Annotated in this window: 14 protein-coding genes and 1 pseudogene; 14 read left to right on the forward strand and 1 reads right to left on the reverse strand. The window is 72.0% G+C overall.

Annotated elements, in window-relative coordinates:
* The 10 genes from PSH25_RS18680 to PSH25_RS18725 form a co-directional block, all read left to right on the forward strand.
* Nucleotides 1-889 (forward strand): acetyl-CoA carboxylase carboxyltransferase subunit alpha (locus tag PSH25_RS18680; RefSeq protein ID WP_238660311.1); only part of this gene is annotated, 889 nt, incomplete at its 5' end.
* Nucleotides 886-1,404 carry an acetyl-CoA carboxylase biotin carboxyl carrier protein gene (gene accB, locus PSH25_RS18685; protein WP_238660312.1) on the forward strand — a complete coding sequence of 173 codons (519 nt, stop codon included), beginning with the start codon at nt 886-888 and terminating at the stop codon, nt 1,402-1,404. The genes PSH25_RS18680 and accB, both read left to right, overlap by 4 nt.
* Before the next feature lie 19 nt (nt 1,405-1,423).
* The gene (locus tag PSH25_RS18690) at nt 1,424-2,854 is read left to right on the forward strand and encodes an acetyl-CoA carboxylase biotin carboxylase subunit (RefSeq protein WP_238660313.1); all 1,431 of its coding nucleotides are present in this window, start codon (nt 1,424-1,426) and stop codon (nt 2,852-2,854) included.
* Complete coding sequence (locus PSH25_RS18695) at nt 2,851-3,606, forward strand: SRPBCC family protein (protein WP_238660314.1); 756 nt, start codon at nt 2,851-2,853, stop codon at nt 3,604-3,606. The genes PSH25_RS18690 and PSH25_RS18695 overlap by 4 nt, the downstream gene beginning before the upstream one ends.
* Nucleotides 3,599-4,003: a cupin domain-containing protein gene (locus PSH25_RS18700; protein ID WP_030332975.1), complete on the forward strand. Its 405-nt coding sequence runs from the start codon at nt 3,599-3,601 to the stop codon at nt 4,001-4,003. The genes PSH25_RS18695 and PSH25_RS18700 overlap by 8 nt, the downstream gene beginning before the upstream one ends.
* Nucleotides 4,000-5,274, forward strand: coding sequence for a beta-ketoacyl-[acyl-carrier-protein] synthase family protein (locus PSH25_RS18705; RefSeq protein ID WP_238660315.1), 1,275 nt, complete (start codon nt 4,000-4,002; stop codon nt 5,272-5,274). Before PSH25_RS18700 ends, PSH25_RS18705 begins: the two co-directional genes overlap by 4 nt.
* A 156-nt stretch (nt 5,275-5,430) precedes the next feature.
* The gene (locus tag PSH25_RS18710) at nt 5,431-6,687 is read left to right on the forward strand and encodes a beta-ketoacyl synthase N-terminal-like domain-containing protein (RefSeq protein ID WP_238660316.1); all 1,257 of its coding nucleotides are present in this window, start codon (nt 5,431-5,433) and stop codon (nt 6,685-6,687) included.
* Complete coding sequence (locus PSH25_RS18715) at nt 6,684-7,001, forward strand: antibiotic biosynthesis monooxygenase family protein (RefSeq protein WP_238660317.1); 318 nt, start codon at nt 6,684-6,686, stop codon at nt 6,999-7,001. The genes PSH25_RS18710 and PSH25_RS18715 overlap by 4 nt, the downstream gene beginning before the upstream one ends.
* Nucleotides 7,002-7,286: 285 nt before the next feature.
* Nucleotides 7,287-7,910 carry a pentapeptide repeat-containing protein gene (locus PSH25_RS18720; RefSeq protein WP_238660318.1) on the forward strand — a complete coding sequence of 208 codons (624 nt, stop codon included), beginning with the start codon at nt 7,287-7,289 and terminating at the stop codon, nt 7,908-7,910.
* Between the two features lie 527 nt (nt 7,911-8,437).
* Nucleotides 8,438-9,787, forward strand: coding sequence for a class I adenylate-forming enzyme family protein (locus tag PSH25_RS18725; RefSeq protein WP_238660319.1), 1,350 nt, complete (start codon nt 8,438-8,440; stop codon nt 9,785-9,787).
* On the opposite strand, the gene PSH25_RS18730 is transcribed toward PSH25_RS18725, so the two are convergent.
* Complete coding sequence (locus PSH25_RS18730) at nt 9,715-10,401, reverse strand: 4'-phosphopantetheinyl transferase family protein (RefSeq protein ID WP_238660320.1); 687 nt, start codon at nt 10,399-10,401, stop codon at nt 9,715-9,717. The two genes, PSH25_RS18725 and PSH25_RS18730, sit on opposite strands and share 73 nt — an antisense overlap.
* 15 nt (nt 10,402-10,416) lie before the next feature.
* On the opposite strand from PSH25_RS18730, the gene PSH25_RS18735 reads away from it, so the two are divergent.
* From PSH25_RS18735 to PSH25_RS18750, 4 genes and pseudogenes are all read left to right on the forward strand, one after another.
* Nucleotides 10,417-10,683: an acyl carrier protein gene (locus tag PSH25_RS18735; RefSeq protein WP_196922961.1), complete on the forward strand. Its 267-nt coding sequence runs from the start codon at nt 10,417-10,419 to the stop codon at nt 10,681-10,683.
* Nucleotides 10,683-10,928 carry an acyl carrier protein gene (locus tag PSH25_RS18740; protein ID WP_238660321.1) on the forward strand — a complete coding sequence of 82 codons (246 nt, stop codon included), beginning with the start codon at nt 10,683-10,685 and terminating at the stop codon, nt 10,926-10,928. The genes PSH25_RS18735 and PSH25_RS18740 overlap by 1 nt, the downstream gene beginning before the upstream one ends.
* Before the next feature lie 175 nt (nt 10,929-11,103).
* Nucleotides 11,104-12,192, forward strand: a pseudogene (locus PSH25_RS18745) (RNA polymerase sigma factor); the annotation flags it as partial.
* A 245-nt stretch (nt 12,193-12,437) separates the two neighbouring features.
* Nucleotides 12,438-12,671, forward strand: coding sequence for a DUF7455 domain-containing protein (locus PSH25_RS18750; protein WP_091402071.1), 234 nt, complete (start codon nt 12,438-12,440; stop codon nt 12,669-12,671).
* The last annotated feature ends 84 nt before the right edge of the window (nt 12,672-12,755 follow it).

Here is a 12,755-nt window from a genome sequence, read left to right on the forward strand (position 1 = left end):
CGCGGCCCTGGCCCGGCCGGCGGGCCCGGCGGTCGGCGCGCCGCCCGTCACCGCGGGTGACACCCCGGCGGTTCGCGACGCGTGGGACACCGTCCGAATGGCTCGGCACCCCGGGCGACCAACCACACTGGACTATCTGGACTCCGTCTTCGACGGGTTCGTGGAGCTGCACGGCGATCGGCTCGGCGCGGACTGCCCGGCCATCGTGGGCGGGGTGGCGCGGCTGGCTGGCCGACACGTGATGGTCATCGGCCACCAGAAGGGGCACACGACCGCCGAGTTGGTCGCCCGCAACTTCGGCATGGCCAGCCCGGCCGGGCACCGCAAGGCGCTGCGGCTCATGCGACTCGCGGCCCGGCTCGGCCTGCCCGTGGTCACCCTCGTGGACACCCCCGGCGCCGATCCCGGGGTGAGCGCCGAGGAGCAGGGCCAGGCCGCGGCCATCGCCGAGAACATCCTCACCCTCACCGTGCTGCCCACCCCCGTGCTCGCGGTGATAACCGGGGAGGGCGGCAGCGGCGGCGCGTTGGCGCTGGCGGTGGCCGACCGGGTGCTGATGCTGGAGAACGCCGTCTACTCGGTGATCAGCCCCGAGGGGTGTGCGGCGATCCTCTGGCCGGACCGGTCGGCGGCGCCGCAGGCCGCCCGCGCGTTGCGACTGACCGCGCCCGACCTGTGCCGGCTCGGGGTGGTCGACGAGGTCGTGTCGGAGCCGTCGAACGCCGCGCAGGACGACCCGGCGGAGAGCGCCCACCGGTTGCGCGCCGCCCTGCTCGCCAACCTCCTGCCGCTGCTGGACGTGCCGCCCGCCATGCTGGTCCGCCTGCGCCGGCAACGCTTCCGACGGTTCGGCGCGAACCGCGCCAGCGCTCGGGCGGTCCTGCGATGACCGCCGGCGACGGGGCGCTGTCGACCGTCGACGCGTCCGACGAGGTGGGGGTGGACGGCGAGGAGGCACTGGCCGGGCTGCGCCGGCAGGCGCAGCACCTGATCGCCGAGCTGGCCGGGCCGGTGCGCCGGATCCGGCTGCGCAGCGGGCCCGCGGTGCTGGAGGTCGAGTGGCACCCCGAAGACGTCACCCGTCCGGAGCTACCTGCGGTACCGGCCCAGGCGGTGCCGGCGCCCGGCGCCTCGCCTGCGGTGCTCCGCCCGTCGGTGCCCGGGCGGCCCGCGGTGCGGGCACCGATCGTCGGCACCTTCTACCGGGCGCCGGAGCCCGGCGCGCGGCCGTTCGTCGCGGTGGGCGACCTGGTCCGCCCGGGCCAGCCGGTCGCCATCGTCGAGGCGATGAAACTGATGAACGAGGTGACCGCCGACCGGGCCGGCCGGGTGACCGCGATCCTCGTCGAGGACGGGCAGCCGGTCGAGTACGACCAGCCGCTCGTCGAACTGGATCCGGCGTGACGGCGCGGGGTGGTTGACCATGTTCGAGACCGTGCTGATCGCCAACCGTGGCGAGATCGCGCTGCGGGTGCTGCGCGCCTGCAAGGAGCTCGGCGTCCGAACGGCGGTGGTCTACTCCGCCGCCGACGCCGACTCGGCGGCGGTTCGCCTCGCCGACCAGGCCGTTCGGATCGGACCGGCATCCAGTCGGCGCAGCTACCTCAACGCCGCCGCCATCGTGGAGGCGGCCCGGCAGGTGGGCGCGCAGGCCGTGCACCCCGGCTACGGCTTCCTCTCCGAGGACGCCGACTTCGCCGAGATCTGCGCCGACAACGGGCTGACGTTCATCGGGCCGCCACCGGCGGTGATGGCCGCGCTGGCCGACAAGTCCTCGGCGCGGGCACTGATGAGCCGCGCCGGTCTGCCGCTGTCGCCGGGCAGTGTCGCGCCGGTGCCGACCGCCGCCGCGGCGGCCGAGGTGGCCGAGGCCGTCGGCTACCCGGTGATCGTGAAGGCCGCCGCCGGGGGCGGGGGCCGGGGGATGACCGTGGTGCACACGCCGGGCGAGCTGCGCCGGGCGTACACGCGGACCCGGGCCGCCGCGCAGGCCGCCTTCGGCGACGACCGGGTGTACGTCGAGCGCTACCTCACCGAGGCGCGGCACGTCGAGGTGCAGGTGCTCTGCGACGCCCACGGCAACGGGGTGCACCTGGGCACCCGGGACTGCTCGGTGCAGCGCCGGCACCAGAAACTGGTCGAGGAGGCGCCGGCCCCGTCGCTGCCCGCCGCCGTTCTCGACACGATCGCCGAGACCGCCCTGCGGGGCGCGCTGCAGGTCGGCTTCGTCGGTGCCGGCACGCTGGAGTTCCTGGTCGACGCCGAGGAGAAGTTCCACTTCCTGGAGATCAACTGCCGGATCCAGGTGGAGCATCCGGTGACCGAGATGGTCACCGGGATCGACCTGGTGCACGAGCAACTGCACATCGCCGCCGGGGTGCCGCTGCGCTGGCGGCAGGAGGAGATCCGCCTGCACGGCGTCGCGGTGGAGTGCCGGGTCAACACCGAGGATCCCGAGCGCGACTTCGCCCCCACCCCCGGCCGGTTGGAGCGGTTCACCCCGCCCGGCGGCCCGTTCACCCGCGTGGACACCCACGCCAGCGCCGGTTACCTGGTCGGTCCCTGGTACGACTCCCTGCTGGCCAAGGTGATCGTCTGGGCGCCCGACCGGGAGTTGGCCCTCAACCGGCTGGAACGTGCCCTGGACGAGTTCGACGTCGCCGGTCCGGGCGTGCACACCACCATCCCGTTCGTCCGGCGGGTGCTCGACGACGCCGGATTCCGCAAGGGCCGCTACACCACCGGCCTGGTCGACCGTCTGCTCGCCGCGCCCGCGCGGGAGCCGACGGCCACCCCCGCACCGCGCACCGCGCCCGCCGCAGATCCCGACGCAACCCACAGGAGGACCCGATGACCGTCACCCATGGTCGCCCGATGACCACCGAGATCACCGACATCCTGGTGGCGCACTGCGGGCTGGACGCCGACGCCGCGGCCCGGGCGCCCGCCGCGTCGCTGGAGGAGCTGGGCATGGACTCGCTCGCCCTGCTGGAACTGTCGGCGGTCGTCGCCGACCGCTGGCAGGTGGCCATCCCCGAGCAGGCCGGGCAGCTGAGCATCCCGGCGGTGGCCGACCTGGTCGCCCGCCGCGCCGACCCACCCGGGCACACCGAGAACAGCGTGGTCATCGAGGCGCCGCTGGGACTGGTCTGGGAGGTCACCAACGACGTGGCGAACTGGACCGAGCTGTTCACCGAGTACGCCGTGGTGGAGATCCTGCACCGCGAGGGCCACACGGTGCGGTTCCGGCTCACCATGTACCCCGACGAGAACGGGGTGTCCTGGAGCTGGGTCAGCGAGCGCACCGCCGACCCGGTGAGCAGGCAGGTCCGGGCGCACCGGGTGGAGACCGGGCCGTTCGAGTACATGCGCATCCACTGGCGCTACACCGAGGAGGCCGGTGGCACCCGGATGACGTGGACGCAGGACTTCGCGATGAAGCCGACCGCGCCGGTCGACAACGCCGCGATGACCGAGCGGATCAACACCAACAGCGTGATCCAACTCGCGGTGATCAAGGACCGGTTGGAACGGATCGCCTGGCAGCGCGCCGACCAGGGCGGCCCGACGGCTGGCGACGTGCCGACGGAGGCCGACGATGAGTGACCTGAGCACCCGCCCGATCGCCGCCCGGGACGTACCCGCCGACCGCCGTCGCGGCGGTGAACTGCGGGTGCTGCTCGGCCCGCGCACCGTCGGCAGCACCTCGGGTTTCCTCGGGGTCGCCACGCTCGCCCCGGGGGAGCGGATCGCCGAGCACTACCACCCGTACAGCGAGGAGTTCCTGTACCTGGTGCGGGGCGCGATCACCGTCGACCTGGACGACCAGCCGACGCTGCTGGCCGCCGGTGAGGGACTGTTCGTACCGGTGAACGTGCGGCACCGACTGCGCAACACCGGCGTCGAACCGGCCGAGGTGGTCTTCCACCTGGGCCCGCTCGCCCCCCGGCCCGAGCTGGGCCACGTCGACACCGAGTTGGTCGAACAGCGAGGCGGATCATGACCGGGCGCCGCACGGTGGTGACCGGGATCGGGGTGGTCGCCCCGGGCGGCGCCAGCCGGGACCGCTTCTGGAAGACCATCACCGAGGGCCGGACCGCCACCCGGCGGATCAGTTTCTTCGACCCGTCGGCGTTCCGGTCCCAGATCGCCGCGGAGTGCGACTTCGACCCGGTCGCGGCGGGGCTCAGCGAGGCCGAGCGCCGCCGGGCCGACCGGTACGTGCAGTTCGCGCTGGCCTGCTCCGCCGAGGCGGTGGCCGACGCCCAGCTGGTGCTCACCGACGCGGAACGGGACCGGGCCGGGGTGGTGCTGGGCACTGCGGTGGGCGGGACGATGGCGTTGGAGCAGGAGTACGTCACCGTGAGCGAGCACGGCCGGCGTTGGCTGGTGGACGGGGCGCGCGGTGGCCCGTACCTCTATCAGGCGCTGGTGCCCAGCAGCCTCGCCGCGGACGTGGCCTGCCGGCACGGGTTGCACGGCCCGGCGCAGGTGGTGTCCACCGGTTGCACCTCCGGCATCGACGCCATCGGGTACGCCCACCAGATGATTGTGGACGGTGAGGCGGACGTGATGCTGGCCGGCGCGTCCGACTCGCCGATCTCGCCGGTCACGGTCGCCTCGTTCGACGCGATCAAGGCGACCAGCCCGGACAACGACGACCCCGCGCACGCCTCCCGTCCGTTCGACGCCGACCGGCACGGGTTCGTGCTGGCCGAGGGCGGGGCGGTGCTGGTGCTGGAGGAGGCCGGGCACGCCCGGCGGCGCGGGGCGCACGTCTACTGCGAGGTGGCCGGCTACGCCAGCCGCAGCAACGGCTACCACATGACCGGGCTACGACCGGATGGCCTGGAGATGAGCCTCGCGGTCACCGACGCGCTCCGGCAGGGCCGGATCCTGCCCGAGCAGGTCTCCTACATCAGCGCGCACGGCTCGGGCACCCGGCAGAACGACCGACACGAGACGGCCGCGTTCAAGCGGGCGCTGGGTCAGGCCGCGTACCGGATTCCGATCAGCTCGATCAAGTCGATGGTCGGGCACTCGCTGGGCGCGATCGGGTCGATCGAGATGGCCGCGTGCGCCCTCGCCATCGAGTTCGGCGTGGTGCCGCCGACGGCGAACTGGAGCACGCGGGACCCGGAGTGCGACCTGGACTACGTGCCCAACGAGGCGCGGGAGGTCCCGGTGGACGTGGCCCTCTCGGTGGGCAGCGGGTTCGGCGGCTTCCAGTCGGCGATGGTCTTCCGTCGGATGCTCGGCGCGGTGCCGGCGTGAGCGAGCGTAGCGAGCGAACCATCAGGCACAGCAGCGCGGCGTCTCGCGCCGGCGCGGAGCGAAGCGGAGTGCTGGCGTGAGCGAGCGTAGCGAGCGAACCATCAGGCACAGCAGCGCGGCGTCTCGCGCCGGCGCGAAGCGAAGCGGAGTGCTGGCGTGAGCGCCGAGGTCGCTCGCGCCGTGGTGACCGGCATCGGGGTGGTCGCACCGAGCGGCATCGGCGCGGACGCGCACTGGCGTACGGTCCTCGCCGGCACCCGCCGGACCGGCCCGATCACGTTGTTCGACCCGTCCGGCTATCCGACCCGCTTCGGCGGGGAGGTGCCCGGCTTCACCGCCGACTCCTACGCCGACAGTCGGCAACTGGTGCAGACCGACCGCTGGACGCACCTCGGCTTCGCCGCCACCCGGCTGGCGTTGGCCGACGCCGGCCTGCCCGACCGGGCCCCCGACCCGTACGGCTACGCGGTGACCCTGGCCAGCTCGTCCGGGGGCAACCTCTTCGGTCAGCGGGAGCTGCAACGGCTGTGGGGCGGTACGTCGCGGACGGTCGGGGCGTACCAGTCGATCGCCTGGTTCTACGCGGCCAGCGTCGGGCAGCTCTCCATCCACCACCAGTTCAAGGGCCCGAGCGGGGTGCTGGTCGCGGAGTCGGCCGGCGGGCTGGACAGCCTGGCGCACGCCGCCCGCGCGGTACGCCGGGGCACCCCGGTGGTGATCGCCGGGGCCACCGAGTGCCCGTTGAGCCCGTACGCGCTCGCCTGCCAGCTGCGCTCGGGGCTGCTCAGTGACGTCGCCGACCCGGAGCGGGCGTACCGGCCGTTCGACGCCACCGCCAGCGGCTACCTGCCGGCCGAGGGGGGAGCGGTGTTCGTGGTGGAGGACCTGGGGCACGCCCTGGCCCGGGGCGCCCGGGTCTACGGCGAGGTGAGCGGGTGGGGCTCCACCCACGACGCCGCGCACACCACGGCGGAGAGCACCGGTGACCCGGCCCAGTACGCGCGGGCCATGCGGCTGGCCCTGGACCGGGCGGGCGTCGCCGCGGCCGGAGTCGACGTGGTGCTGCCCGACGCGCTCGGGGTGCCCCGCTACGACCGCAGCGAGGCCGAGGCGCTGCGTGCCGTGTTCGCCGACCGGCCGCCCCCGGTGACCACGCAGAAACCGTTGACCGGTCGGGCGTACCAGGGCGGCTCGGCGTTGGACGTGGCCACCGCGCTGCTCGCCTTCGCCCACGACACGCTGCCCGCGTCCGCCGGCCCGGACGAGGTGGCCGAGGGGTGCGAGCTGGACTTCCTGCGGGAGCACCGCCGACCGCGTAGCCGGCTCGCCCTGATCTGCGCGCGGGGCTTCGACGGGTTCAACAGCGCGCTGGTCCTGCGCGGGGCCGCGCCGATGAGGGGAGAGGCGTCATGAGCGACAAACGGGCCCGGGTGGTCTTTCTGGTACGGGTGCCGGTGCCGCGCACCGAGCAGTTCCTCGCCGCGTACGAACAGGTGCGGCACCTGGTCGCCGGCGGCGTGCCGGGGCACCTCGTCGACCAGGTGTGCCGGTCGTCGACCGACCCGGAGCAGTGGTTGATCACCAGTGAGTGGGCGAGCCTGGCCGACTTCGAGGAGTGGGAACGCAGCCCGGAACACCGGGAGCTGGTGCGCCCGATGCGGGAGTGCTTCACCGACGCCCGTTCGTTGCGCTTCCACATCCACGCCCAGACGCCGGCGCTGACCTGAGGTCCGCGCCCGCCCCGATGATCGCGCTCGATCCATGATGTAGTGGCCTCGCCCTCGGGTGGAGGCCACTATTTCCTGGTACGAGCACGATCTCCTCGCGCGCGGCGTCGCCTTGAGCGCGCCGGACGACCCGGAACCGTCAGCACCACGAGTGCGGAGGCGGCGCCCTGCATGGCCGAGGCACGGCAGGTGAGCGACAGTGATCCGACCTGCACTCCTCCTGCCTGGCAAAATGGCGGGTGATGGTGTGCTGACATACTGGCGCCTGCCGTCCAGAGGAGCACCATGGCCGACCGTAAGCACGGCGCACCACCGCCTCCGACCGAGTCAGAGATCCGGCACCAGGACTGGTACGGCCGCGACTTGTCCGGCGAACGCCACCACCGGGTGGCGTTCGTCGACGTCGACCTGACAGAGGCGGTGGCTGCCGGCGCGTCCTTCGATGAGTGCACCTTCCGTGACTGCCGGTTCAACGCCTCACAGCACACCGACGCCGCGTTTGTGAACTGCACGTTCGTCGGTTGCTCGTTCTTCGAGGCCGTCTTCACCCGGTGCAAGCTGGTGGGGTCGATGTTCGACCGGTGCACCTTCGGCCTGATGACCGTTGACGGCGGGGACTGGTCTTTTGCGGGGCTACCCGGCGCTGACCTACGCAAGTGCCGATTCACCAGCGCGCGCCTGCGCGAGGCGGACCTCACCGGCGCCCGCCTCACCAGCGCAGTGATGCAGGACGCCGACCTGTCCGGAGCGTGGCTGCACAGCGCCGACCTGAGCGGCGCGGACCTTCGCGGCAGCGACCTCAGCAGCATCGACCCCCTGACAACCTCGCTCAAGGGCGCAATCATCGATGTAGAGCAGGCAGTCGTGCTCGCAACGGCGTTCGGCGTTCAGGTGCGGCCCGGCCGCTAGATTCCGCCCAAGATCACGAATCTCGGTAGTTGGACGGGTAAGGCCCGTGGAGACCTGAGCAACGCCGAGCGGGTTGCTGGAGGGCGTGCCCTGGCCGACGCCGACACCGTCGCGCCCGCCGAGGTCCGCTACCGGCCTGCCGCCCGTACCCTCATCGCCGATATCGCCCGCAGCGGCCGGGCAGCCGCCAGCGTGGCGCGACTGGCCACCCTCGTCGGGCGCACCCGGTGACCGCGACGCCATCGGCCGTCCGGCTGGGGCCGCGCGACGGTTGTACGAGGCGTCATGCCTCGGTGACGCTCTGCCGAATCGGCCGCCCGATCCTGTCCGCCGAACGGGCTGTCGGCAATCCGGCTGGCCGCTGCTTTTGATCCATCCATTCGCATCTAGCAATGGCGCTGTGGGGAGTCGTATGGTTCCCCGCAGCACCCCGACAAGCGTACGTGATGGGCGGATTCGCCCTCTTTGATGCTGGGCGGTGAACGGCAGTGGCGGCAGAAGATCCTACGGCGACAGACCCCGGATGGGTGGACGAAGTCCTGTTCACCGGCCACCCGACCGACGTTTGTCTCCGTTTGCCCGAGTCCGTCGACCGGGCCACCCTGCACCGGCTGGTCACCGCCGCGCAGGACCGGCTGACCGCCGCCGGACTGCGCCCCGGCGGCGCCGCGGCGCTGCGGTTGCCGCCGTCGCTGGCGTACGTGGTGAACCTGTTGGCCACCTGGCGCTCCGGGGGGCAGGCGATCCTGCTCGACCACCGGCTCACCGACCACGAGGTGGACCGGGCGCTCGCCCGGTTGACCCCGCAGGTGGTGGTCGCTCCGGTGCGGACCGGTGGTGGCGTGCTGAAGGTCTTCGTCGACGTCACCGAGGGTGTCACCCGGTACGCCGACCGTCCGGCGGTCAGCGGCCATGCCGTGATCCAGCTCAGCTCCGGCTCCACCGGCCCGTCCAAGGTGATCGGCCGCACCGCCGCCGACCTGGTCGCCGAGGTGCACCGCTACACCCGGATCGACGGGGTGGCGCTGCCCGGCGAGCGGATCATCCTGCTGCCCTCGATGGTGCACGTGCTCGGTCTGGTCGGCGGCCTGCTCTACGGGCTGCACGCCGGCGTCGAGCTGGTTCCGCCGGAGCGGCTCAGCGGCGATGCCGTGCTGGCCACGATCAGCGCCGACACCACACCGGCCACCGTGTTGGGTGTTCCGTTCCACATCGGACTTCTCGCCTCCACCCGACCGGCCGGTCCACTGCCTCAGCTGCGGCGGATGACCACCGGCGGCGAGCTGGTGCCGCCCGCCGTCGCCCGGGCGTTCACCGACCGGTACGGGGTGCCGCTGGGCAACATGTACGGGATGACCGAGGTCGGGGTGATCGGCACCGACCTGTACGGGGCGCACCGGCCGTCGATCGCCCCGGCGCCCGGCATCGAGGTCCGCGAGTCCGGCGGTGAGCTGTGGGTGTCCTGCCCGGCGTCGCCGTACGTCGGACTGAGCGACCCGACCCGCTGGTCCGACGGCTGGTTGCACACCCGCGACGCCGGCACCGTCGACCCGGACACCGGCCTGGTCACGGTGCGCGGTCGACTCGACTCGCAGGTCTCCGTGGGCGGGATGAAGGTCGACCTGACCGAGGTGGAGGCCACCGTCGCCGAGCTGACCGGGGTGGCCGCCGCCGTGGTGGTCTGGGACGACGGGATCACCGCGTACGTCCAACCCGACGGCCCGCTGTCGGAGGAGACGTTGGACAAGCTGCTGGCCGAGCGGTTGGCCGGCTACAAACGGCCCCGGGCGCTGCACCTGCTCGATCAGTTGCCCCGTACCACCACCGGCAAGCTGGTCCGCTCGACCGACGCGCTGCGTTCGGCGGTCACCCCGTGACCGGGCCGCTGCACCACCTCGACGTCGACAGGCCCGCTCGCCTGCGTGGCGACCGCCAGGACGAAGCCTCCGCCCAGGTGCGGGTGACCGACCCGCAGGTGCTCGGCACCGGGAACCTGCCGCAGCGGCAGCCCCGGCGGCGGCATCAACCGGCTCAGCCCGCCGTCCCGCAACCCCCGCCCGAGCGCCTTACCGACCGCCTCCTTCGCGGTCCACAGCCGCAGGAAGTCCACCGTCCGGCCAGCCTCGGGCCGATCGCCCAACCAGGCCAGCTCGGCGGGCGGGAACCAGCGGCGGGCCAGCGCGAGCGCCGGCAGCGGGCGGACGCGCTCCACGTCCACCCCGACCGCGCCGGCCCGACGGGCGGCGACCACCACCAGCCCGGCGGTACGGCTGACGCTGACCGCCAGCTCGACCGACCCGGTCGTCTCGTCGACCCCGACGACCGGCCGTCCTTCACGGTCGTGCGTCAGCACCAGCTCGGAGTCCGCGCGACCGAGCAGCAGAGCGCCCGCCCGTCGCAACAGCACAGCGGCCGGATCCGGCTGACCGCCGGTGTGCCGGTCGACCCACACGTAGGCGGTGTCCCGACCGGACACCGTCAGCTGAGCCACGCAGAAAGGGTATCCATGAGAGCCGAGGTCCGCGCCTTCGTCGTCGAGCAGCTCGCCGACATGAACTACGACGTCGAGGGGCTCGACGACGACACCACGCTCGGCCCGTCCGGCGTCGACCTGGAGTCTCTCGCCCTGGCTGACCTGTCCGTCCGGGTGGAGGACCGGTACGGCCTGACGTTCGCCGACGACGAGTCGGAGCAGCTGGCCCTGATGACGGTCGGCGAGTTCACCACCATGGTCGCCAATCGCGTCACCGAGGCGACGAGCGACAAAGCCTGATGAGCGGTCAGCCCGATCTGGGGCGAGCTGACCTGATGACCATGCTCGCCGAACTCAGCGCGAAACCGGCTGCCGAAGTGTCCGACCGGATCGGCTCGATGGAGCTTGCCTGGCTGGTGCACCTCGTGGAGCAGCGCTACGAACGCCGGCTCGACCTCACCGACGACGAGCTGGCCGGTGTCCGCACCGTCGATGACGCCCTGGTGGTGTTCCGGGCGTCACTGACCGCCTCCGCAGATGGTTGAGGCGCGCGTCGCCCAGCTCACCGGCGTGCACGCCGTCAGCGCCCTGGGGAGGGGCGCCGACGCGCAGCTCACCGGTGTGTTGGCCGGGGTGCCGGCGTTCGGACCGGTGGGCCGATTCGACACGTCCACCCGTCGGGTCACCGTGGCCGCCACCCTGCCTGACGTCGGTACGCTCGCCGAGGAGCTGGCCGCCGCGATCGAGGACGTGGTGGTCGAGGAGCCGGCCGAGCTGGCCCAGGCCGCCGAGACCGACGCCGCCGCCTCGGCGACCGACAACGACTTCGAGTGGGACGACGAGGAGTCCGAGGCCCTCAAGCAGGCGCGACGCGACGCCGAGCTGACCGCCTCCGCCGACTCCGTCCGCGCGTACCTGAAGCAGATCGGCAAGGTTCCGCTGCTCAACGCCGAGCAGGAGGTGGAGCTGGCCAAGCGGATCGAGGCCGGGCTCTACGCCGCCGAGCGGCTGCGGGCTGCCGACGAGGGCGAGGAGAAGCTCGCCCGGGAGATGGTCCGTGACCTGGGCTGGATCTCCCGCGACGGCGAGCGGGCCAAGAACCACCTCCTGGAGGCGAACCTCCGACTGGTGGTGTCTCTGGCCAAGCGCTACACCGGCCGTGGCATGGCCTTCCTCGACCTGATCCAGGAGGGCAACCTCGGTCTGATCCGGGCCGTGGAGAAGTTTGACTACACCAAGGGCTACAAGTTCTCCACGTACGCCACCTGGTGGATCCGGCAGGCCATCACCCGCGCCATGGCCGACCAGGCCCGCACCATCCGCATCCCGGTGCACATGGTCGAGGTCATCAACAAACTCGGCCGCATACAGCGTGAGCTGCTCCAGGATCTGGGCCGCGAGCCCACTCCGGAGGAGCTGGCCAAGGAGATGGACATCACACCCGAGAAGGTGCTGGAGATCCAGCAGTACGCTCGGGAGCCCATCTCACTGGACCAGACCATCGGCGACGAGGGCGACAGCCAGCTCGGCGACTTCATCGAGGATTCCGAGGCCGTGGTCGCGGTCGACGCGGTGTCGTTCTCGCTCCTGCAGGACCAGCTCCAGCAGGTGCTGCAGACGCTCTCCGAGCGTGAGGCGGGTGTGGTACGCCTGCGCTTCGGCCTGACCGACGGTCAGCCTCGGACGCTTGACGAGATCGGCCAGGTCTACGGGGTGACCCGGGAGCGGATCCGGCAGATCGAGTCCAAGACGATGTCCAAGCTGCGTCACCCGTCCCGATCGCAGGTCCTCCGGGATTACCTGGACTGAGCGGGTTTCGTCAACTGTGCGTGTCGTTTTGATCACCTGGCGTGCAACGCCAGATGGTGATCGTCCGGATGCACGAATGTGATCGTTGACGTGGCACCCTTGGTGCACTGCACACTGTCCCTTCCAGGTGTGACCTCGGTCCCCCGCGGGCACACAGGGAAGGCAGTGCCTAGTACGGGTGTTGCACGATAGGTGAGCAACGACCGAAGAGATTGTTCATCGGTGACGACCAGAGGAGGAAGGCGATGACCCCGACCCTCACGCCGCCGCCCGTGACGGCGGCTCCCCCAGCCGCCGATGAACGGTGCGACCGCTGCAATGCTGCCGGGAAGCTCCGGATCACTCTGGCGGGTGGGAGCGAGCTGGTGTTCTGCGGGCACCACGCGAACAAGTACGCGGAGGATCTCGTGAAGATCACCGAGCGGTTCGCAACGGAGCCCGATTTCAGCTGGCGTGGCGCCGATCTGATGGCGAACTAAATCCGCAAACCGACATAGCCGGCCGGAGGCACCCCGAGGGTGCCTCCGGCCGGCTTTTTCTGTCCCCGCGCCCCGCGCCCCGCG

The sequence above is a fragment of the Micromonospora foliorum genome (genome assembly GCF_022229015.1).
Classification (GTDB): Bacteria; Actinomycetota; Actinomycetes; order Mycobacteriales; family Micromonosporaceae; genus Micromonospora; species Micromonospora foliorum.

What these genes read in the sequence shown, in the direction of transcription:
- PSH25_RS18750 (WP_091402071.1), top strand. Translation starts at nt 12,438, where the DNA reads ATGACCCCGACCCTCACGCCGCCGCCCGTGACGGCGGCTCCCCCAGCC.
- PSH25_RS18720 (WP_238660318.1), top strand. Translation starts at nt 7,287, where the DNA reads ATGGCCGACCGTAAGCACGGCGCACCACCGCCTCCGACCGAGTCAGAG.
- PSH25_RS18700 (WP_030332975.1), top strand. Translation starts at nt 3,599, where the DNA reads ATGAGTGACCTGAGCACCCGCCCGATCGCCGCCCGGGACGTACCCGCC.
- PSH25_RS18690 (WP_238660313.1), top strand. Translation starts at nt 1,424, where the DNA reads ATGTTCGAGACCGTGCTGATCGCCAACCGTGGCGAGATCGCGCTGCGG.
- accB (WP_238660312.1), top strand. Translation starts at nt 886, where the DNA reads ATGACCGCCGGCGACGGGGCGCTGTCGACCGTCGACGCGTCCGACGAG.
- PSH25_RS18705 (WP_238660315.1), top strand. Translation starts at nt 4,000, where the DNA reads ATGACCGGGCGCCGCACGGTGGTGACCGGGATCGGGGTGGTCGCCCCG.
- PSH25_RS18695 (WP_238660314.1), top strand. Translation starts at nt 2,851, where the DNA reads ATGACCGTCACCCATGGTCGCCCGATGACCACCGAGATCACCGACATC.
- PSH25_RS18740 (WP_238660321.1), top strand. Translation starts at nt 10,683, where the DNA reads ATGAGCGGTCAGCCCGATCTGGGGCGAGCTGACCTGATGACCATGCTC.
- PSH25_RS18715 (WP_238660317.1), top strand. Translation starts at nt 6,684, where the DNA reads ATGAGCGACAAACGGGCCCGGGTGGTCTTTCTGGTACGGGTGCCGGTG.
- PSH25_RS18735 (WP_196922961.1), top strand. Translation starts at nt 10,417, where the DNA reads ATGAGAGCCGAGGTCCGCGCCTTCGTCGTCGAGCAGCTCGCCGACATG.